Source organism: Candidatus Saccharimonadales bacterium, from assembly GCA_035697325.1.
GTDB lineage: Bacteria > Patescibacteriota > Saccharimonadia > Saccharimonadales > Saccharimonadaceae > JALRBM01.
In genome coordinates, this window is record DASSDB010000004.1 from 149,220 (window position 1) to 170,184 (window position 20,965).

At 48.7% G+C, this 20,965-nt stretch carries 23 protein-coding genes; 11 read left to right on the forward strand and 12 right to left on the reverse strand.

Going from position 1 to position 20,965, the window contains the following annotated elements:
* Nucleotides 1–93 precede the first annotated feature (93 nt).
* Nucleotides 94–741 carry a Crp/Fnr family transcriptional regulator gene (locus VFH06_04645; protein HET6747365.1) on the forward strand — a complete coding sequence of 216 codons (648 nt, stop codon included), beginning with the start codon at nucleotides 94–96 and terminating at the stop codon, nucleotides 739–741.
* Between the two features lie 66 nt (nucleotides 742–807).
* Here the strand turns inward: VFH06_04645 and VFH06_04650 are convergent, their stop codons facing one another.
* Both VFH06_04650 and VFH06_04655 read right to left on the reverse strand, forming a co-directional pair.
* Nucleotides 808–1,413 carry a hypothetical protein gene (locus tag VFH06_04650; GenBank protein HET6747366.1) on the reverse strand — a complete coding sequence of 202 codons (606 nt, stop codon included), beginning with the start codon at nucleotides 1,411–1,413 and terminating at the stop codon, nucleotides 808–810.
* Between the two features lie 127 nt (nucleotides 1,414–1,540).
* Entirely contained in the window at nucleotides 1,541–1,864 is a 324-nt protein-coding gene (locus tag VFH06_04655) for a hypothetical protein (GenBank protein ID HET6747367.1), read from the reverse strand.
* Between the two features lie 160 nt (nucleotides 1,865–2,024).
* On the opposite strand from VFH06_04655, the gene VFH06_04660 reads away from it, so the two are divergent.
* The 5 genes from VFH06_04660 (at nucleotide 2,025) to VFH06_04680 (ending at nucleotide 7,062) form a co-directional block, all read left to right on the forward strand.
* On the forward strand, nucleotides 2,025–2,714 hold the full coding sequence (locus tag VFH06_04660; protein ID HET6747368.1) for a hypothetical protein: 690 nt from the start codon (nucleotides 2,025–2,027) through the stop codon (nucleotides 2,712–2,714).
* Between the two features lie 104 nt (nucleotides 2,715–2,818).
* Complete coding sequence (locus VFH06_04665) at nucleotides 2,819–4,171, forward strand: fibronectin type III domain-containing protein (GenBank protein ID HET6747369.1); 1,353 nt, start codon at nucleotides 2,819–2,821, stop codon at nucleotides 4,169–4,171.
* Between the two features lie 11 nt (nucleotides 4,172–4,182).
* Nucleotides 4,183–5,058 carry a hypothetical protein gene (locus VFH06_04670; protein HET6747370.1) on the forward strand — a complete coding sequence of 292 codons (876 nt, stop codon included), beginning with the start codon at nucleotides 4,183–4,185 and terminating at the stop codon, nucleotides 5,056–5,058.
* 51 nt (nucleotides 5,059–5,109) lie between these two features.
* Nucleotides 5,110–5,709, forward strand: a complete 600-nt coding sequence (locus VFH06_04675) for a Pr6Pr family membrane protein (GenBank protein ID HET6747371.1) — start codon at nucleotides 5,110–5,112, stop codon at nucleotides 5,707–5,709.
* A 42-nt stretch (nucleotides 5,710–5,751) separates the two neighbouring features.
* On the forward strand, nucleotides 5,752–7,062 hold the full coding sequence (locus tag VFH06_04680) for a hypothetical protein (GenBank protein HET6747372.1): 1,311 nt from the start codon (nucleotides 5,752–5,754) through the stop codon (nucleotides 7,060–7,062).
* On the opposite strand, the gene VFH06_04685 is transcribed toward VFH06_04680, so the two are convergent.
* Nucleotides 7,059–7,547 (reverse strand): hypothetical protein, encoded by a 489-nt coding sequence (locus VFH06_04685; protein ID HET6747373.1) that lies wholly within the window; start codon nucleotides 7,545–7,547, stop codon nucleotides 7,059–7,061. The genes VFH06_04680 and VFH06_04685 overlap by 4 nt on opposite strands.
* Nucleotides 7,548–7,608: 61 nt before the next feature.
* Between VFH06_04685 and VFH06_04690 the strand changes: the two genes are divergently transcribed.
* Both VFH06_04690 and VFH06_04695 read left to right on the forward strand, forming a co-directional pair.
* Nucleotides 7,609–8,130 (forward strand): hypothetical protein, encoded by a 522-nt coding sequence (locus VFH06_04690; protein ID HET6747374.1) that lies wholly within the window; start codon nucleotides 7,609–7,611, stop codon nucleotides 8,128–8,130.
* 16 nt (nucleotides 8,131–8,146) lie between these two features.
* Nucleotides 8,147–11,416, forward strand: coding sequence for an ATP-dependent DNA helicase (locus tag VFH06_04695; protein ID HET6747375.1), 3,270 nt, complete (start codon nucleotides 8,147–8,149; stop codon nucleotides 11,414–11,416).
* Between the two features lie 269 nt (nucleotides 11,417–11,685).
* On the opposite strand, the gene VFH06_04700 is transcribed toward VFH06_04695, so the two are convergent.
* Entirely contained in the window at nucleotides 11,686–12,033 is a 348-nt protein-coding gene (locus VFH06_04700) for a hypothetical protein (protein HET6747376.1), read from the reverse strand.
* Between the two features lie 425 nt (nucleotides 12,034–12,458).
* Here VFH06_04700 and VFH06_04705 point away from each other — a divergent pair, with 425 nt between their 5' ends.
* Nucleotides 12,459–12,755, forward strand: a complete 297-nt coding sequence (locus tag VFH06_04705; GenBank protein HET6747377.1) for a hypothetical protein — start codon at nucleotides 12,459–12,461, stop codon at nucleotides 12,753–12,755.
* A 127-nt stretch (nucleotides 12,756–12,882) separates the two neighbouring features.
* Nucleotides 12,883–13,914, forward strand: coding sequence for a tRNA-dihydrouridine synthase family protein (locus VFH06_04710; protein HET6747378.1), 1,032 nt, complete (start codon nucleotides 12,883–12,885; stop codon nucleotides 13,912–13,914).
* Here the strand turns inward: VFH06_04710 and VFH06_04715 are convergent.
* Complete coding sequence (locus tag VFH06_04715) at nucleotides 13,911–14,903, reverse strand: hypothetical protein (protein ID HET6747379.1); 993 nt, start codon at nucleotides 14,901–14,903, stop codon at nucleotides 13,911–13,913. The two genes, VFH06_04710 and VFH06_04715, sit on opposite strands and share 4 nt — an antisense overlap.
* Before the next feature lie 167 nt (nucleotides 14,904–15,070).
* Here VFH06_04715 and VFH06_04720 point away from each other — a divergent pair, with 167 nt between their 5' ends.
* Nucleotides 15,071–15,391: a hypothetical protein gene (locus VFH06_04720; GenBank protein HET6747380.1), complete on the forward strand. Its 321-nt coding sequence runs from the start codon at nucleotides 15,071–15,073 to the stop codon at nucleotides 15,389–15,391.
* On the opposite strand, the gene atpC is transcribed toward VFH06_04720, so the two are convergent.
* The 7 genes from atpC to atpF all read right to left on the reverse strand — a co-directional run bounded on the left by atpC (nucleotide 15,348) and on the right by atpF (nucleotide 20,960).
* Nucleotides 15,348–15,770: an ATP synthase F1 subunit epsilon gene (gene atpC, locus VFH06_04725; GenBank protein HET6747381.1), complete on the reverse strand. Its 423-nt coding sequence runs from the start codon at nucleotides 15,768–15,770 to the stop codon at nucleotides 15,348–15,350. The two genes, VFH06_04720 and atpC, sit on opposite strands and share 44 nt — an antisense overlap.
* Before the next feature lie 118 nt (nucleotides 15,771–15,888).
* Nucleotides 15,889–16,161 (reverse strand): hypothetical protein, encoded by a 273-nt coding sequence (locus VFH06_04730; protein HET6747382.1) that lies wholly within the window; start codon nucleotides 16,159–16,161, stop codon nucleotides 15,889–15,891.
* An 82-nt stretch (nucleotides 16,162–16,243) separates the two neighbouring features.
* The gene (atpD, locus tag VFH06_04735) at nucleotides 16,244–17,626 is read right to left on the reverse strand and encodes a F0F1 ATP synthase subunit beta (GenBank protein ID HET6747383.1); all 1,383 of its coding nucleotides are present in this window, start codon (nucleotides 17,624–17,626) and stop codon (nucleotides 16,244–16,246) included.
* Nucleotides 17,627–17,634: 8 nt separating this feature from the next.
* Nucleotides 17,635–18,504, reverse strand: coding sequence for an ATP synthase F1 subunit gamma (gene atpG / locus VFH06_04740; protein ID HET6747384.1), 870 nt, complete (start codon nucleotides 18,502–18,504; stop codon nucleotides 17,635–17,637).
* A gap of 2 nt (nucleotides 18,505–18,506) precedes the next feature.
* A complete protein-coding gene (atpA, locus tag VFH06_04745) occupies nucleotides 18,507–20,033 on the reverse strand; it encodes a F0F1 ATP synthase subunit alpha (protein HET6747385.1) in 1,527 nt (508 codons plus the stop codon).
* 22 nt (nucleotides 20,034–20,055) lie between these two features.
* A complete protein-coding gene (locus tag VFH06_04750; protein ID HET6747386.1) occupies nucleotides 20,056–20,424 on the reverse strand; it encodes a F0F1 ATP synthase subunit delta in 369 nt (122 codons plus the stop codon).
* A 2-nt stretch (nucleotides 20,425–20,426) separates the two neighbouring features.
* The gene (atpF, locus tag VFH06_04755) at nucleotides 20,427–20,960 is read right to left on the reverse strand and encodes a F0F1 ATP synthase subunit B (GenBank protein ID HET6747387.1); all 534 of its coding nucleotides are present in this window, start codon (nucleotides 20,958–20,960) and stop codon (nucleotides 20,427–20,429) included.
* Nucleotides 20,961–20,965: the final 5 nt, after the last annotated feature.

A 20,965-nucleotide genomic window follows, 5' to 3' on the forward strand; every position in this document is an offset into this window, starting at 1 on the left:
GCACATTCTTGAATAATTAAAAGTTAAGAGGTCATTAAAAATATCTGTGAGATATGTCACATTTGTAAAGAAGCAGGATGATACACTCAACACATGAACAGTGCGGGGAAGGAAAAAGCAGAACTCTTTTTCAAGAAATATAAAACAAAAAGCTTCAAAAAAGATCAAGTGATTCTTCTTGCACATGACAAGCCAAAATATGCCTACTTTATTACCGAAGGATGGGTAAAGCAGTACGATATCACACAAAAGGGAAATGAGGTTGTCGTAAATGTATTTAAGCCAGGCAGTGCTTTCATGGTTTTAACAGCGCTCACGGGTCTGCCAAGCGCCTACTATTTCTCAGCCGGCAGCGATATTACTGTACATTACGTACCGATTAACGATGCCAGTACCTTCGTCACCCGGAATCCCGACGTCCTAAAAGACATGCTTATTAATGCATATATAGGATACGAGGACTTATTGCGGCGCGTCACCTATCTTATGAAGGGCGGGGCAAGCGGCCGGGTTATCTTTGAGATATTATTTGACATTCGAGGCCAAAACGGAAAAATACTAGGGAACATCCGATCACTTTCTATTACCGAATCCGATCTCGCCCTTCGTGCCGGGCTTTCACGAGAGACGGTCAGCCGCGAGATCTCAATCCTTAAGAAAAAGAAGTTACTTTCAGATACACAAAAAATCAAAGTTCTGAATGTCAAAAAGCTCGAAGCCGAACTTGAAACATTATTTTAAGCTATGACAGAACCCCGGAACGAGGCCCTGCCACAGCTGGGTCACTCCGGGGTTAACGGTAACCGCCTAGAAGTCGAAGTCCGCCTCACCGTAGGGCGCAGGAGGAATGTACTTATTGCCAACACTTCCCTCCGTAACACCTTCGCCAGGACCTTGGGTTGACGAAGCTGAACCGGTCTTGGCGTTGAAACTCGCCATTTGATGCTTGTGCTTCGCCCAGCCCTGAAGGAATGTGTCGATCGTGATGATCGCCGAATACCTGCCGGCCACACTCATGGCATGCTCGATACCGGCATCGGTGATCGCGTGGCTGTAGCCGCCCGGTCCGAACAGCTTGTCCGGCCCCAAACTTTCAGCAGCCGGGACTACAAGCACGACATTGTGCTTTTCGGATTGAGCGATGAGCTTCCTCAACTCTCTTGTTCCGAGGTGCTCTTCGTCGTTATGAACGACGCTGTGCTCACACACGCGCTCCATCAGGTCCCAGCTCTGGAGCACCAAGGTCCTTGCCGACTTGAACACGGGGGTCGCCCGTGCCAACGACGAAAAAACACTCGATCCTCGGCGAGCCAAGACATCTGGCTTTGCCTCACGGAGCCACATAAGCCCCATCAGAAAAAAATGGTACAGACCCTCTACTGGGTCATCGACATCCACGAGAACCTCCCTCATTGATAGGACAGTTTCCTCACTTTTTTTATCATCTTATGGCATTATTTGCAAATAGACCAAATGAAACACCGCTCTGCCATTCCTTAAAAGGTAGGCAGAGCGGTTATGGACAGTCCTCGAAGCGCCTTCAGTCTCTACACTGATAGAGTCTGGCGAGGAATTCCAACGCGTCCGGCTGGAGTGCCGCAAGATCGTTCACGAGGAGATCCTCGGCAAACTTTTGCAGGCTCAGCATCATGGCGTCCAGTACTTCCATCGACCGATGTATCGTGGCGCTTGAAGTAATGGAATGAGAAAGCGTTTCCATCACTTCGAAACCCGACTTGCAATTGCCGCTCAAGCTGGTGCACACGTAGGGATAGACAAACTTCACGTAGTGCGTATCGTTGTTTACCTGTGACAGCCGAGAAAACAGCTCGTCAGCACTCGGCAGTGTAACAGTTGCTACCATCTTTAACTCCTTTGCGGACGTCGCTATTCCGTGCTTAGTGATTATATCATACTTTTTAAATATTATTGACTTTTTTACTATATTGTGATAACATGTAAATCAATCCATACTACGGCCTGAGAGACCGCCCCGGAGAATTCATAATTAACGGAGGAAACTCATGAAAGTAAGTAACGTTTTACTTAGTGCCGCGATTGTCGGCGTCCTTACAGTAGCCGGTTTATCGACGACCGCATTTGCCTGGCACCCTAAAGGTGTTATAACCAAAAAAGTCCAGAATATTACCACAGGTGGCGTTCTTAGTGAAGCCGATGCTGCCGGAACAGCCGTAGCTGCCAAACCCGGCGATACCCTTAAATATGTTATCGAGGTACGCAATGATGGTGCCGCCGATAGCAAAGGCTATAATGACATGGCCAAAACAGTTATGACCGATACATTGCCAGCAGGTGTTGAACTTGTCAATAACCCATCGCAGCGTCAGATCACTGAAAACCTTGGTCTTATTAAGCCAGGCCAAAAGGTAACTAAAGAATATCTTGTGAAGGTAACCGCCACAAAAGCAACGACAATCCAAAATACAGCGTGTTTTACCGGAAACAGCACAGCTAACGATAATCCACAACAGGGCTGTAACCCTGCCGTAGTTACCGTAACCGTTCCTAAAACACCTGAAGTACCTATTACCCCAACAACACCTACACCGACTCCTACACCGGAAATGCCCGCTGAGCTTCCGCACACCGGCCTCGGTGAAAACGTCGCTTTGAGCGCTCTCGTTCTTGGCGCAGGCGTTTACGCCGCTTACCGTTATATGTTGTCACGACGTGCTCTAAAAAACATCGCCTAGACAAAAATTCATATATCTCAAAAAGCCTTTTCTATTCGCGAAGAGGCTTTTTGATTACTGCTGTGAATTGACGAGAACCATAAGCGACATGTAAAGTAAGGGTAATGAGAAAAAATAACAACGGTTTTACCATTGTTGAAATCGTGGTCACGGTGATGGTTATTAGCATCCTCGTAACAGTGGCCTTCTTTGGATACACCCGTGTACAGATAGACTCTCGAAACTCAGTCCGTTCTTCCCGGGCCAAAATCATTGTTGAGGCTCTTGAGAAGTATTATGCAAAAAATGGCGAATACCCTAGTTGTGCCGCCATGACACAAAGCGGAAACCAGGTGAGCACCAACGTTTTACCGGGCATTGAAATAAGCGCGCTCACAACCCCAACGAGTCCCAGTGGCACCACCAACTCGATCACGTGCACGGCTCTCTCCAGCGGAAGCAATGATCTGTACGCATACGTGGGTGACGGCAGCACAACTTGTGCGACCGGCAACGCCTGTTTGCAATATACACTTCAGTATAAGGATGAAAGCTCTGGAAACATCGTTTCTATGGATAGCCGCCACCGTACGCAAATCGCCGCAACAACAGGAACTACCATCACCGCTACGACTATCGGTAATACTCAGATAAATCTATCGTGGGCCGCGGCAAATAACGCGACGAGCTATCAACTTCAGCAGGCACTTGATGCAAACTTTACAAATAGTGTCGTCACATCCAGTCCAAGCGGACTTACCGCATCGGCGACCGGGTTGGTACCGGGCGAAACGTACTACTTCCGGGTTGCGCCAATTGGATCAACAGGCCAGGGAACATGGTCGAATACCGCCAGCGCGGTCACCTCAATCAGCGCACCTAGCGGCACACCAGTAATGAGCGCTTCAATCGTCGGAAGTAACGCCCAAGGAGACATAACCGGGACCGTTACCTGTGCATCAGGAACCGTCCAGTATCAAATTCGTTACCGAAGCACCGCAACAGCGACCATGGGTTCGTGGTCAAGCTGGACCCCGTGGGGGTCAGGGTTATCTCTTAGCACCGCTGCTTCCCAAGGATTCCAATACGGATTCCAGGCGCAAGCTCAATGCCAGGGGCCAGATGTCGCGAGTAGCGCCTCTGCGCAAAGTAACATACCAACAGCCGTCCGCGCCATAAGCACGCCTGCCGCACCAACATATCTCAGCCCAGGTTCATTCAAGTCTACCGTTCATGCAATCGTAAACTACGCCGGCTCCTGTCCAGCAGGCACGAACACAATTAGCACGACTTTCCGTAGTCGAGCCTGGACGGGAAGCAACTGGGGACCGAACCCCTGGGGATTTGACGATTGGTGGACTAACAATACTGGTTCAAACAGAAACGTTGAATATTGGGGTAAATATCAATGCCAAACCACATACTCAACCTCCGCAATGTCCCCCGAATCATACAATTCTATCGTGGTAACCCCATAAGAAAGGAAGCTATGCAAAACGACGCTCATACACCACCGCCCCGCACCGTTGCACATATTGCAATCTTTATTGCGTATATTATTGCCGTTTTTGCCGTTGGCTTTGGGGTGATTGTTCTTCTCAAGAGTGCGGCTCCACAGCCTAGCATCGTTAAGCCAAGCTCGTTATCTGCTGCGGAAATTACCAAAGAATACGCCAAACCCGATGCCGTAAAAGCGCTCTCCTCAAATGACTATACAGCCCAAGCAGACCAAACAACAGATGGAACTGTGATATACCGTTCCAGCACAGCTTCGTATATTATCAACGCACCAGCAAAAAATCATGTCTTATTCGCCGGCAAAAAACCAATGACAAAAGATGATACACCTACAGTACAAGAACAAACAACCGCCTTTATGAAAGATAAGGGGTTCGAAAAAGCAGGCAATGTAGGTACAGCCCGCAGCCAAAACCCAAGTCATGCAACTTACCAAAACGACAAAGCCGTCTGCGTCCTTACAAGCACAAAAACAGTGGAGGGTAGCAATCTTCCGCCTTACCACGAATTAGCCTGCGCTGACAAAACCTCCATTCAAGATGAATACGCCGCAACCGATAAGCTACTCGCTCTCTACAAAAACGCCGGGGGAAACGCGCCTTTCACTGAGGTTGCGCGACAAACGAAGACCGAAGGTAACAAAGCACTTTCTATCGTTAGCCTCATCAATAACGAACAGAGTACGGCTCTATTATTTGCTAGCGTTGACAATCAATGGGCATACATTGGTAATCTTAATGATAACTCTGGCGTCTCCAATGGCAAATACGCGGTAAGCGATCAAGTGCGTCAAGCTGTAGCCGACCCTAAATATGGCGATTTCCTAACCAAGAACATCCAGCTATGACGCTAAACGAAAAGCATTAGCATTTTAAATAGATTGTCGTATGATGGATATATGAAAAAACAAAACTTTATCTCGTGGGTAAGAATAGGGTTCGGCGCCCTCGGCATCGCTGCTATCGTTACACAGCTATACACTAGCATCCTTAATGGCAAAAACATCGCTAACTTTTTCAGCTTTTTTACTATCGAAAGTAACATTCTTGCTTCGATACTTTTTCTTGTACTAGGTATCCTTGGGCTAAAGGGAATTCGCCAAAAAAGCGATCTTATAAGGGGCGCTATCACACTTTACATGACGATGACTGGTATAATTTACGTTTTGCTACTTTCGGGCAGCCCCAATCTCGAGCTTACTCTACCATGGGTAAATATGACCCTTCATTATATACTACCTGTCGCTATTCTGGTTGATTGGCTCGTTACTCCTCCCGCTAGGGCAATCACTTACAAAAAAGCGCTCAGCTGGATCAGTTTTCCTATCGCATATGTTGCCTACAGCTTCATTCGTGGCGCGATCATAAGCTGGTACCCATATCCATTTCTTGATCCGGGACAGAGCGGGTGGGGATACGTCATTATAATGAGTCTTATTATTACTGGCGGCGTATTGATACTCATTAAGCTTCTAACACTTCGTTTTCAAAAGAAATAAATAGTTTGCCTTTTCTTTCACGAATCACCTATAATGGGCGAGATGAAACAACCGGTCTTTAAAACGCTTACACTTGATGCGATTGTTGGCGGAGGTCAAACGATAGGGACGCTTGCCGATGGCAAAAAAGCGTTTGTTTGGGGCGGCCTTCCCCGTGAGACAGTGACAATCCAACTAACAAAAAGCAGATCTCGGCTTGTCGAGGGCACCGTTACAAATATTGAAACACCAGCCCGGGATCGTATTTCGCCAAAAGACCCCGATAGCTATCTGTCTACCAGCCCATGGCAAATTATGACTTTCGAGGCGGAACAGCATTACAAGGCTTCACTTATTGAAGAAGCGTTCGAGCTTCACAACATCGTACTCCCCGAGCCTATCGATATTTATTCCGACGGAAAACAATACGAATACCGAAATAAGATCGAATACAGTTTTTGGTTTGACACCGAAACAAACAGCCTCAGCCTAGCTTTTTTCCGCCGTGGCACGCACGGTAAAATTCCCATTGACCACACAAGCTTGGCAAATCCCGCAATCACGAGCCTTTCAAAGGTAATCCTTGAAACGCTAAATACTATGAATATCGAGGGAAGGGCTCTCAAAACACTACTTATCCGCTGCAATGTAAAAGGGGAGACAGCTTGGCAACTTTACGTTAAAGATGAGGATTTTCCAACAGACGAATTGCTCGAAAAAGTAAGCTCAGCCTTCGTGCGCGGTGAAGTTATTTTTTCTAACCCCAAGTCACCCGCCAGTATCATTACAAAACGTCTTGGTGTAAAAGGAAGTGCCTCGCTTTCTGATACGATTCTTGGGGTGCCGTTTTCGTACGCGACAGAAGGTTTTTTTCAAATCAACCTGCCCGTATACGAGCAGGCGCTGGTTGACATGAAGCGGTGGGTTGAAAAAGATGCGCCGCTTACTGATCTTTATAGTGGCGTTGGAACAATCGGTCTCACTATTGCCGAAGGGCTGGTGACGCTTGTTGAGGTCAACGAACACGCCGTAAACGAAATGAACAACAACATCGCAGCACTTGGCAAAACACAACATGCCAAGGCAATATTGGCTGCTAGCGAAAATGCGCTTGATTACATTACAAACGACGGTACGATTATCGTTGACCCGCCACGGGCGGGCTTGCATGAGGCCGTCATTGAAACACTGCTCAAAGCTAAACCGAAACGAATTATATACCTTAGCTGCAACCCAGTAACCCAGGCACGTGACGTAGCTCTACTGGCCGCAGAGTATGGTATTCGCGCCCATAAGGGATATAACTTCTTTCCACGCACGCCACACATCGAACATTTGGTCGTTCTTGACCTACTTCCGGATGTAGCTGTCTAACTTGTTTTTATACGACGATAAGCAAACTTAGCAGCAACTCTCCAGCCGCCTCGGGTATCACTATCGTGACAATAAATTTCGCCGTTCTTGACTTCGTTGATCAATATCAGCGCTGGATTGTAGGGCGCAAGTGTCCGATAAAAGAGGATATCTTCGGCAGTTACCGTGCCGCGTCCCGGAAATACTTGTTTAAACTTCTCACGGCCGATCTCATCAAAATAGTCAGGTCTGTTTTTCGGCGGAAGATACATTTCTGCCTTCAAGCCCATTCGTGTCACGATTTTTTTAATGTCGCCAAGTAGCAATCGAGACTGACCATGAACATAGACAAGTAGTTGCTTCTTTTTTGTAAGAAAAACGGTTGCTGTTGTTGTACGGCTCACCTCGGCATCCCGAAGTATCACTTGGGCTACATCAACATCAAGCCCAAACCGCTCTTTACAAGCCCGCTCAAGCGCCATATCACTATATATTTCATCGGTCATACTGCCACCATTGTAGCACCAATTTGCAATACCTTCACTATAGTGTATAATTTTGAAAACAATGAGCGGTCCATACATAGAAAAACTACCCTTCTATCCGTTGAACGACATCGACGATGCCAATGCTCAAGCGGTCCGTCGCACGTTAGAGTATAGCGATTTGTATGCACTCCACGAAACTGAGACCTCGCTCCTTCACGGTATTGGACATGCCAGTATTTCACTAACAGTCCGAGGGTATCTCGAGCAACTAAATACGATGGATGCCGAAAGTTGCAGCAACATGTTCTCCGAGGGATTTGGTGCATACGAGGTCATTGCGTCATTAGTTAAGAGCCCCCACGCCTCAACACGGGCAAGCGTCGTAAGAGAAAGCCGCGCCGTGCTCCATCGTCTTAACGCAGGGGATGTGCTCGACATCCTCTCTGAAGTCGTACACCAAACCGAAAACACTCATGCGCGCACATTAAAGCTTCTCGCAGAAACAGCACGGCTTTACAAACTTCCCGACGAAGGGTATTTTATTGCTGGCGGCAGCGTTGCCCTTCAGGTTGATACCGCTGCTCGTTTCCCCGAGTTTTAAGCTACAATAAAAAGTGATGGATTTTTCAACACGTTACGCCGCGCTTAATAGTGCGCAAAAACAAGCGGTCGATACGATCGACGGTCCCGTGATGGTTATTGCCGGACCAGGAACAGGGAAAACCGAACTTTTAAGTATGCGCACGGCCAATATTCTTCAAAAGACCGACACGCTTCCTCAAAATATCCTTTGCCTCACTTTTACGGAAAGTGGCGCCACGGCCATGCGCGAACGCTTGCGCCGCATTATTGGCCCGAGCGCATACAACGTAGGCATCTACACGTTTCATGGTTTCGGCACGGAAGTAATTAATCAGAATGGCGCCTTCTTTTATCACGGTTCCGACTTTAAACCTGCTGATGATTTAACAAGTTATGAGATTCTCCAGGGCATATTTGATACGCTCGCCTACGACAATCCCATAGCCAGCAAACTTGATGGTGAGTACACGCATTTGAACGATACGCTAAAAACCATCTCCGAGTTAAAACAAAGCGGACTCACAAGCGATGAACTACTTGCCATCCTTGATACCAACGACCGGGTTATCGATGAAGTAGAAAAACCTTTGCAAGATGCGTTCGCCGCGCGGCTTTCCAAGTCAACGATAAGCACGCTTTTGCCGTTGGTTGAAATTATCCGAAGCGTCGATGGAACAACTAATATTCCGAGCATCCCAGCGCTCTCGACTGTTCTTGCCGACAGTCTAGAAGCAGCGCTGTCTGATGCAACCGAGCAAAACTCGACCAAACCCATCAGTGCATGGCGAACACTGTGGATGCGCAAAGACGACAATAATCAATTCGCACTAAAGGCAAAACTAAACGCAACAAAACTTCGCGCCGTCAGCTATGTGTACTACCAATACCTCCTCAAAATGCAAGAAGCGAAACTCTATGATTTTGATGATATGATCCTTCGTGTCGTACACGCCATGGAGGTGTTTCCGGAACTTCGTTTCAACCTTCAAGAACGGTATCAATACATCATGGTAGATGAATTTCAGGATACCAATCTTGCGCAAATGCGTATCCTTTATAACCTTACTAATAATGAAGTGAACGCGGATAACCCAAACATCCTCGTGGTAGGAGATGATGATCAGGCAATTTACAGTTTTCAAGGCGCAGATGTAGGTAACATTAACGGTTTTTTGAAGCTATTTCCTCAAACGACCCGCATTACCCTAACCGACAATTATCGTTCATCCGCCACGATTCTGGAAAAGGCCAGGGAGGTGATTGTTCAGGGCGAAACCCGACTCGAGACACTATTGCCAGATCTTAATAAAACGCTGACACCTCATATGATCCCCAAGGAAACAAAAGTGGCCCTTGTGGAACTTCCCACGGCAACGGACGAAAGAGCCTGGATAGCACAGGATATCGCTACAAAAATCAAGAGCGGTATACCCGCCGAAACGATTGCAATTCTCGCGCGGCGCCACCGCGAAATCGAAGCGCTCCTTCCATACCTTTTAGAGCAGAAAATTCCCGTAGCTTACGAAAAACAACATAATGTTCTCGACCTAGAACCGATTCAGCTCATCGAATTAGTAGGAAATATCCTCGTCTCACTCTATGAAGGTCGATTGGAAGATGCCGACAGCCTCATGCCTCAACTCCTCGCACATCCTGCGTTCAGAGTCGCACCCCTAAGTGTTTGGCAGTTAAGTTTGCGCGCGCAGGAAAGTCACAAAGGTTGGCTTGAAGTGATGAGCGTGTCGCCCGATTTTATCCCGCTTCATACATGGCTTATTACACGTTCGCAGGAGCTTCCGCACACTCCGCTGGAGCGGATGATCGATCGCATTATAGGGCGTATCGACACCGAAGAACCGTATCTTTCTCCTATCGCAAACTACTTCTTTTCGGTAGAAGCCCTGAAAGCATCACCTGAGCAATATGTTACATACCTGGAAGGGCTCAGGAGCATCCGCACAAAACTCCTTGAGCACCATCCAAACGAAGTGCCAACACTCCAGGCATTCCTCGAATTCGTACAACTTCACCGTGACCTACGAACAACCCTTATGAACATCAAGCCAGCCGCAAGTGATAACACAGCTGTAAAACTTATGTCCGCCCACAAGTCAAAAGGGCTCGAATTCGACCACGTTTACATAATGGGCACCATCGATTCTGCTTGGGGGGAACGAGTAAGAACGCGGTCTCGCCTTATTGGTTATCCGGCTAATCTCCCGCTCGCTACAGCAGGCGATACATACGACGAGCGTCTAAGATTATTCTTCGTTGCGATGACCCGCGCTAAGACGCACTTGACGCTCAGCTACTCTCTTGCAAACGACTTAGGTAAAGATACTTTAGCCGCAAAGTTTCTCACGGGAATTGCCCTAGAGCCCACCACAGCCACGCTTCTGTCGTCGATGCGCGACACCACCACGCAAGCCGAAATCGCGTGGTACCAACCGGTCATATCGCCAGTTACTTCCACACTTAAAGAAGCGCTCATGCCTCTCCTCGAGCGCTACAAACTCAGTGCCACCCACGTCAATGCGTTTCTCGATATTACTCACGGCGGTCCCGGAGGGTTTTTGGTAAATAACTTGCTTCGGTTTCCGCAGGGAAAATCACCAAGCGCAAGCTATGGGTCCGCCATACACACCGCACTCCAGCGCGCCCACTCCCATCTCGCAGCCACCGGCAAGCAGCGGCCACACGAAGATATTCTTCACGATTATGAGGAATCGCTTCGTAGCGCCCATCTGACCGAACATGACTTCCAAGCATACCTCCAAAAAGGAAGCATGGCACTATCAACATACCTTAATGCAAAATATGATACGTTCATCCCAAGTCAAAAGGCCGAATTAAACTTCGCGGGACAATCTGTTTTTATCGGCGACGCTCACTTAACAGGCAGCCTCGATCTGGTTGATTTTTCCGATAACTCAATTACGATTACCGACTACAAAACCGGAAGACCAGCCAAAAGTTGGCAGGGAAGAGACGAATACGAGAAAGTAAAACTACACAAATACAAGCAGCAGCTCATGTTTTACTATTTACTTGTCACCCACTCGCGCGACTTTGCAAAATACGATATTGAAAAAGCAGTTCTCCAATTTATTGAAGCCACACCCCAGCAAGAAATAGTAAGTTTAGAAGCCCGCTTCTCCCGGGAAGACCTTGAAGAATTCGCCCAGCTCGTTCAAATAATCTGGCGACACATTCAAGCCCTCGACCTTCCTGATGTGAGCGGTTATGATACTTCTTACCAGGGTATCATTGCTTTCGAAAAGGATCTGCTTGAGGGCAAAATCTAAGTATTGTCCTTAGCCAAACTTCATGAAATAATGAATATGCACACATAAGATGTACCTTAATTTTATCTGTTGCAATTAGTGACAGGGATAAGCTCCGCCCGGTGTAGCCGGGTGAGAGAGGGCAAGTGGGCGCGTGGGCTTCTTCTTCCCCCTTAGAGAAGTCCCGCCCGCTTGCTTTCAAACTAAGATGGTCTCCCGCCATCTTAATGCGGCTATCCCTGTCCGTACCCTTGTGATATAATTTATTTTGTTCGATGTTCGATCCCCGTTCACAGGAGGAACAGCATGACCACGCCGAAGCGTCCCGCTCGCGGGACCACCAGCACCAATCGCGCCACTCGTCCGGCGAGTCCCTCGGACTCCGGTGTCAGCGACGTCGTGAACACGGCGGTGGAGATCGCTTCGTCGGCGGCCACGCCGGCCCCGGCACCCGCCTGCGACACGTCGACCACCAGCGTGGACACCGGCGGCTGCATGTAGTCGCGTCGGCCGGTAAGGCCTGTCTGGATTTCCGTTTTTTTGGAAATCCAGACAGGCCTCGTTTTATTATTCGGACTATATTGTAGACAAATCAATAATATGGTATAAATGGAGAGCTCAGGACATCCCCTGAGCATGACAGGAACAGTTTAGTGGGAGGTGAAAACCCGTGAGGGTTTTCCGTTTGGCACTCATGCTGGCAGTCGTCATGGTGGCGATGGCCGCCAACGACAGGCCTGGTTCGGGAACCTACAAGACAGCTTCTTGCAAGGGATGCTGTGACGTGAACCACAGCGGTTTTTCGTTGTGTAGCAAATGCGGCGTTCACGCGCCCAGGCCCAGCGCACCCACTGGTCACCTGCTCGGGTGCATGGCCCGCAACTAGCCCCAACCCCAGACGGCGTTACAGTGACGTAACGAAAAAATCAGGATTTGCTGTTCCTGTCCGTCTCCCTTCATACATGTCACAAGAGAGGTGTACGAAGGGAGATGTTTTTAACATAAGCAACTTTATGGTATAATGAAAGCTCCACTATAATGTAACTAGATAGGAGCTTTAAGCATGACTGCACAGCGCGAAGCGTCGTTTTTCGACACCCAAACATTTATTAGTTCGGATGAATATGACCCAAAACTTTCCGCTACAGAATTTGGTCAATATCTTATAGAGCGAGATCTTGTCCGCGAAAATCAAAAGGTCGAACTCGCAAGACAGGCACTCATGCAAGGCCGTCTCTCTCAGACAGAATACGCCTCAACGGTTGCTAAATTAGGCGCCGTCGAGCAAATGGCCATCCAGAATGGCGCCGATCCGGACCGTTTCGACGCACCGTCTATCGAACGCGGTCACCACTTCTAGAAAATCCCTCTGAAATAGCCCACACCCGTTAGAGATGCGGGCTATTTTTTAGCATTCATTTTTGATACAATATAATACGATGAATTTTTGGCAAGAGTTACCAAAACCCTTTTTTATACTGGCTCCTATGGAGGCAATTACCGACGTTGTCTTTCGCCATGTCGTAGCTCATGCTGCCAAACCCGATCTTTTCTTTACCGAATTTACTAATGCGAGCAGTTTTTGTAGCCCTGCGGGAGTACACAGTACGCGCGGACGCCTGGCGTTCACTAACGACGAGCATCCGATGGTGGCTCAAATTTGGGGAAGCAAGCCGGATGAGTTTCGCAGAATGGCAATCGGCCTAAAAGAAATGGGATTCAAAGGAATCGACATTAACATGGGATGCCCCGATAAATCGGTCATCAAAGCAGGGGCGGGGAGCGGCCTCATTCGCACTCCTGAACTTGCCGTCGAACTTATTGCCGCCGCCAAAGAAGCCGGACTACCCGTCAGCGTTAAAACACGCCTAGGATATAGCAACACCGACGAATGGAAGCCATGGCTTACCCACATTCTAAAGCAGGACATCGTCAACCTCACTATCCATCTTCGCACCCGAAAAGAAATGAGCAAGGTTGACGCTCACTACGAACTCATTCCCGAAATCAAACAGCTCCGCGACGAGATCGCGCCCCAGACCTTACTGACAATCAATGGAGACATTCGTGATCGCGCCCACGGCATGGAATTGGTAAAAGAATATGGCATTGACGGCATTATGATTGGCCGAGGAATTTTTGCAAACCCCTACGCATTCGAGACAACAGCAGTATCTGTGCAAACGCCTGTGACCCAAAGTGACCGTGATGTCACACGGGGTCGGCCGAACGCCATGGGCCGGCCACAGGCCGCCCATAGAGTGCAAGTGAGCACAGATACTGCTGTTGTCGAACAACGAACGCACAGTAAAGAAGACCTTCTTAATCTTCTCCTCCTTCACCTAGACCTCTTCGACAAATATTCCAAGGAACTCGAGCCTCGCCGTTTCGAACCGCTAAAGCGTTTTTTCAAGATTTATGTTCGCGATTTTCCGGGCGCCAGTGAGTTGCGCGAAAAACTTATGCACACAAAAAGCACGGACGAAGTCCGCGCTCTGCTTTTGGATTCAATCATTTAAGCCTCAAGAAGAAAGATCGGCGTTTTGTCACTTGGCAAACGCTTGCTCACGGCCATGTGCTTGGCTACTTCGGCAATAAGAGCCTGCTTGTAGCCTTCAATTCCTCGTTGACCAGCTAGCGCTTCAGCAACCATCTTCGATGCCTTAAGGTTCCATGCAAAATCGTCTGGCCAATCGATCGTCTTATCGCCAATAATAACCACCAGCGAAGCTTCTTTATGACCATGAAACGTAGTATCATCATGATCCACCTTCAAGTCTTCAACGCCCCGTGGGTTTTCCTTTTTAACGGTATCGACGTATTTCTGACCATCCCAGCCACTCTCCCGAAAGAAAGCTGCTGTTTTACCCGCATTTTCTCGCACTCGCTCAGCCAGCGTTTCATCGTAGAGTTCCGTCTTACCCAGTTCTCGCAATTCTTCCTCGTGTCCTTCTGAAAAGTATTTTTTTACTTCAGGAATCTCCAAGAAAGTCCGCGTTGCCTCTAAAATCACCGGATTCTTTTGGATTAACTCGTGTTCATCCGCAGTCAGGGTATCACCATGAATAAGCTTGTCATCATCCACTTCGCCGTTTGCTCCACCGCAACCGCCAAGATGCGCAGATTTTTCAAACCCTGTCTGCTGCGCAACGTGCCGGTCAATGACATCTATTTGCTTGCCGAGATCATCTTCGGAAGAAAGCGTATCAACAATTGAAGCTTCGGCATTTAATGCAACCCCGGCATTTGACGCTGACCCGCCTACACGACGTAGTCGGACTTCTGGCGCACTTTCATCAGCGTTATGCAGCGTTTCTCGGCCATCAATACAAGCAAGTGCGCTAAGGTCAGTTGGCTCAACAAGTTGGTCAACCATCTTTTCAGCTTCTTCCTGGAGGGCTTCATCAGAGTAAGCTGCGTAACGAGAAGGAATTCCGTTGAGATTGCCTAGGCCCAAATCACCTAATCTACCTATATATCGCCCCACGCGCTCTCTCGTTTTTTCCATATCAATATTTCTTCCTTGCAAATGTTCGTTTCTCATCATCATTCCAATAGTTATTCTTATAGTCCTTAGTAGATTTTACTCTTGAGGCGAAATTTGTAAATACGCTATATATGATGTGACTCAAATCACTTTTACGCTACGTGCAATAATGGTATAGTAAAGATATTATGACTTCACCCGAACATGAGCCGTTGCTCCCTCGAGTCGAAGAAGACGACCTGCTTTCACTTGTGATCGAAGATATTACCGATCCCACCCACGAAAGGCACTGGAAAGAATTCGCAGCCCAAAATCCGCACCTCGCAGCCGAGCTATTAAAGCGAACCTTTGCAAGAACCCGTGACATAACAGATTCAAATCGATCGGAAGTTCAAAAGTTTGCCCTGGATACGGTTACGTTTGCTATGCGCGCTATGGAGCAGGCTGCTAAGCGATACTATACGTCTAGTGGCGATGTCGGCGACGCAGTTCCGCAACCTTCAACCTGACCGCATGACGGTCAACGAGTTGGTGAGCCTTTTCAAGTTCAACTTGACTTCCAGCATTATCTCGCATAGCAATCGCACGATCCAATGCTGCTTTGCTTTCAGCTTCAATAATGTCATCGCCATGATCAGCCTCATCAACTAAAATTCGCACTCCTGTCTGAGAGACTTCCACTACGCCACCACTAATAGCGAAGTAATCCAGCATGTCGTTCGGATCATTTTTTTGGTATCGAACTGCGAGTGCTCCTGGAAGTGCCACTGTCACGAGGGGCTCGTGACCAGGAAAAACAGCGATCTCGCCATCTGCCGTTGGAATAATAACTTCATAAATATCCTGATTGAGTTTCGTGCCAAGCAAAGTAATGAGTTCTAATTTCATATCTGTTCTATCATAACAAAAAAACCCGCGCTGGGCGAGAGGTGATATAAGATAGGGAGCAATTTCAGAAGGAGGATGACCGCATAAAGCACGCGGTCATCCTCCAATACAGAGAGGACTAGTTGTCATCACGGCGGTTGGGAAACCAGGCGATCCAAAAGATCGCCACCACGAAGCACACCGCGAACACGCCCAGGCCAACCAAGATCGTCATGCCGAGATCGAACCACGATGTCGATGTGGCAACCACGATCCAGATGAGAATGCCGATCACGCCGGCCAATGTACCCCATCCGATGGCGTACGGCGCTTTGGCCGGTATCTCCGCCCACAGCTCGTCGGCGTCCTCCGGGTGTGTTTCGAAGTTTCCTTTATCGTCGAACACAGCCACGATACCTTCCTTTGCTCCCTATCGAAAAACGAGCCTTCCAGCTCGCTTTTCTTATTATAACACCGGATTCTTAGTTGTGCAACTAGTCTTTCTTTTCGTGAAGAGGACCACCGGCCATGTAGAACCAGCTTTCAGGCTTAGCATCGTACTTACCGGCTAAAATATCTTTCGCGTCACGAATGGTATCTTCAAGCTTGATGTATACTCCGGGATTACCCGTGAATTGCTCGGCAACATGGAATGGCTGCGCAAAGAATCGTTGCAAACGACGCGCGCGGTTAACAATCTGTTTTTGATCATCAGAGAGCTCTTCCATTCCCAGGATGGCGATGATGTCCTGAAGTTCCTTGTACTGCTGGAGTACTCGCTGAACTTCTCGTGCAACCCTGTAGTGTTCTTCGCCCACGACTTCGGGATCGAGGCTCGTCGAGGTACTATCAAGAACATCCACAGCTGGGTAGATACCGATTTCCGTCAATGCGCGGTTCATGGTAATCGTCGCGTCAAGGTGAGCGAATGTTGTCGCGGGCGCAGGGTCGGTCATGTCATCTGCCGGTACATATACGGCTTGCACAGAGGTGATCGAGCCTTTCTTTGTACTCGTAATACGCTCCTGAAGGCCACCCATTTCCTGTTGAAGATTCGGCTGGTATCCTACGGCGCTTGGGAGACGACCAAGAAGTGCGGACACTTCGGCGCCGGCTTGAGTAAATCGGAAAATGTTGTCAACGAAGAGAAGAACATCCTTTCCTTCGTCACGGAAGCTCTCTGCCATCGTCAGACCCGACAGCGCCACACGAAGACGAGCTCCCGGCGGTTCGTTCATCTGACCAAAGACAAGGCTTGTCTTATCAAATACGCCCGCTTCTACCATTTCTTCATAAAGATCGTAGCCTTCGCGTGTACGTTCACCAACACCCGCAAATACCGAGTTACCACTGTGGAATTTTGCAATATTATTAATTAGCTCTTGGATAAGCACTGTCTTTCCCACGCCAGCACCCGCAAAGAGGCCGGCTTTACCACCTTTTGTCAGTGGAGCAATAAGATCGATAACCTTAATACCGGTTTCCAGGATTTCCGTTTTGTTTGACTGCTCGCTGAGCGCAGGCGGCTCACGGTGAATAGGGGACCGTTTTGCCTTAGGCGCCGGCTTGTTGTCGATAGGCTCGCCTACTACATTAAACATACGTCCCTGAGTCGCGTCACCAACAGGTACGGTGATAGGACTTCCGGTTGCAACTACTTCATCGCCGCGCTTTAAACCATCGGTGCTTGAAAGTGCAATAGTACGAACGGTTCGCTCATCAAGGTGTTGCGCAACTTCTAGCGTAATCACCTTGTCGCCCTGCTTGATTTCAAGCGCATCGTACATCGCCGGCAGGTTTTTATTTTCAAATTCAACGTCAATCACCACACCCACAACTTGGGTAATGCGACCGACTGTCTGTTCTTTACTCATCATATTTCTCCTTATTCCTTTAGGGCCTCGACTCCACCGGATATTTCAGCCAATTCTTGGGTAATTGCGCCCTGGCGGACTTTGTTCATCGCAACCGTGAGGTCATCAACGAGCTCGCTGGCATTATCGGTGGCGTTCTTCATAGCAATCATCTGCATGCTGTATTCGCTTGCTTTTGCATCAAGCAAGGCTTGAAAGATCTGCGCCTCGACAAGGCGGTAGGCGACGCCGTCAAGCACCGCTTGTGGGCTTGGCTCGTACAGCGCATCGCGGACACTTCCCGATACTTCCGTCTCAGTATAGCCGGCAGGAAGTACTCGCTTGACTATCGCTTTCTGGTTGATGCTCGAGATGAACTCGGTATAAATCACGTCAACAGCATCAATCTCGCCGCGCTCAAACAGCCCGATCGCTGTATCGAGAATTGCATGAAGCTCAGCACCATTCGGCCTGTCAGGAAGCCCTTCGTAAACCCCACTGAGTTCAACGTCTTTCAGACGAGTAGCAAATTGAGATACACGGCGGCCCACGGTAATACTTGTATTTTCGATAGCTGCTTTTTTATCGGTTTCAAGCTCACGGATATATGCCTTGAACACATTGCTATTATAGGCACCTACTAGTCCGCGGTCGGCAGCAATAACAATAAGAAGCCTCCTCTTTACCTCGCGCACCTGAAACAACGGGTGTTCATCAGTAATACCTTGCTGCGCAAAGTAGGTGAGCAACTCATTTGCTGCTCGAGTATACGGTGCCGAAGCCTTATCTGCTTCCTGCGCACGACGCATTTTACTTGCCGCAACCAACTCCATCGCCTTTGTAATCTGCTTGGTGTTCTTTACCGAGCGAATGCGAGATTTAAGCTGACGGATAGAAGCCATTGTTAGCCCTCAAATCCTTTCGCGGCTGCCTTACCGGTTTTTTCGATCAAGCTAAGCACCTTCTCGTCGGGCTTATCACCCTTGTTAAGCGTTCGCATATCTTCTTTATGATCCGTCCAGAGCTTCGTAAGAAGCGCGCCCTGTGCATCTTTAATTTTTGCGACAGGCACACTGTCAAAACACCCCTGGTTTACGGCGTAGACACTCGCAACCTGTTCCCAGACACCCATCGGCTGATATTGAGGCTGCTTCAAAAGTTCAGTCAGACGCTGACCACGGTCAATCTGTGATTTCGTCGCTTCATCAAGGTCACTACCAAACTGCGCAAAGCTTGCAAGTTCGCGGAACTGGCTAAGGCTAAGTTTAAGGTGTCCGCTTACGCTCTTTACGGCCTTGGTCTGAGCATTACCACCCACACGTGAAACAGAGAGACCGGCTGAAATTGCGGGGCGGATACCCTGGTAAAAGAGGTCCGTTTCCATGAAAATCTGACCGTCTGTGATCGAAATCACATTGGTTGGAATATAGGCAGAGATGTCTCCAGCCTGGGTCTCAATAATAGGCAACGCCGTAAGGCTTCCCGCACCAAGCGCATCAGAAAGCTTAGCCGAACGTTCAAGAAGGCGAGAGTGAAGATAAAAAACGTCTCCAGGAAAGGCTTCGCGTCCCGGTGGACGGCGAAGGAGCAACGACATTTGACGATAAGCAACGGCATGTTTTGTGAGGTCATCGTAGATCATCAGCGCATGCTGCTTGTTGTCACGGAAGTACTCTCCCATGGCGGTGCCGGCATATGGCGCAAGGTAAAGAAGAGAAGCGGGATCACTCGGGCCGGTTGCCACAATAATCGTCTGGTCCATTACACCCTCTTGCTTCAGCCGCTCAACCAGCCGCGCAACCTTAGAGCGCTTTTGACCAATCGCAACATACACATTTACAATGCCAGATTTTTGACGTGCTTGATTGATCATCGTGTCGATGGCAATGGCCGTCTTACCGGTTTGGCGGTCACCGATAATAAGCTCACGCTGACCACGGCCGATAGGGAACATCGAATCGATTGCCATAATACCGGTCATCATCGGCTCGTGCACAGGTTTACGACCCATCACACCAATGGCTTCGCGTTCTACCAAACCGGTTTGCTTGGTTTTGATAGCAGGACCACCATCAAGTGGGTTACCGAGTGGATCAACCACACGGCCGAGTAGCTCGGGACCAACAGGTACTTCAAGCACAGTACCCTTAAGCTTTACTGTGTCACCGGCAACCACATCGGCGTCGCTCCCCAGAAGAACCGCACCGATTTCGTCTTCCATAAGGTTGAGGGCAAACGCCTCAACGATGCCATTCTTTGTTTCAATCTGGAGTACTTCTGAGTAGCCAGCCTTTCGAAGGCCATGCACCCAAGCCACACCGTCACCTACGCGAGTGACGATGCCTGTTGCCTCCAGATTTCCCTTTGTTTCTAGCTTCGCGATGGCGTCGCGGAGCTCCCGGGATAATTCGCTTACTGCAATATCTGCCATTATTTCCTTCTTTCTTACCGTTTTAAGCTTTCAGTGCTTGGATTTTCCGTTTTAGAGTTGCGTCGAGCCGTTCGCCCGGAGTTGTAAGGCGAATGCCCCCTAAAACAGCAGGGTCAACCGTTTCACGCAAGATGAGTTGCTTGCCGCCCACCAGCTCCTTGATGTTGTTTTTGAGCGTTTCAGATAGGGGATAGGCACTTGTCACATCCGCAATCACGACACCGTGGGTCGAAAGCGCATATTCAATGTCGCGAACAAGCAATTCTAATTCACGAGTGCGTCGGTTCTCTACCAAAAATGCTGCTACCTCAAGAAGAACTTTCGTATCATTCTTGATCAGACGCTCAGCGGCGTACTCGGCAATTTTCTTTCGTGACAAACGCGTAGCCATAGCTACTTCGCTTCCTTTACGGCTTCTGCGACCACATTTTGGTCTACCTTAGCCGTTACCACCTTGCCAACTACTTTTTCAGTTGCCTGAGCCACTAAGTCAAGCGTTTCGCTTCGCAGGGCTTTCCGGGCAGCCAGAACATCTTTTTCAATCTGCTCTTGAGCTTCTGCCACGATGTGCTCGGCACGTGTTTTTGCCTTGGCACCAGCACTTTCTATAGTAGCCGCAGCTTCTTCTTTTGCGGTAGAGACGATATCGCTCGCTTCCATCCGGGCTTGTTTGAGTAACTTTTCAACCTGATCACTCGCTTCTTCAGCCTTCTTCTCAGCCGCTTGGGCTGCTTTTACACCTGCTTCAATATCAGCCTCGCGCTTATCAAGCATCTTAGTGAGTGGGGGATACACGAACTTACCCAGAAACCACAGAAGCACCAAAAAGGCGATCGTCTGTAGTACAAGCAGTTTCCAGTCGATACCAAGCGCCTCAAAGAAGCCTTTTCCTTCGGCCGCCGCTATAGTGGTTAGTATGCTCTCCATAAAAA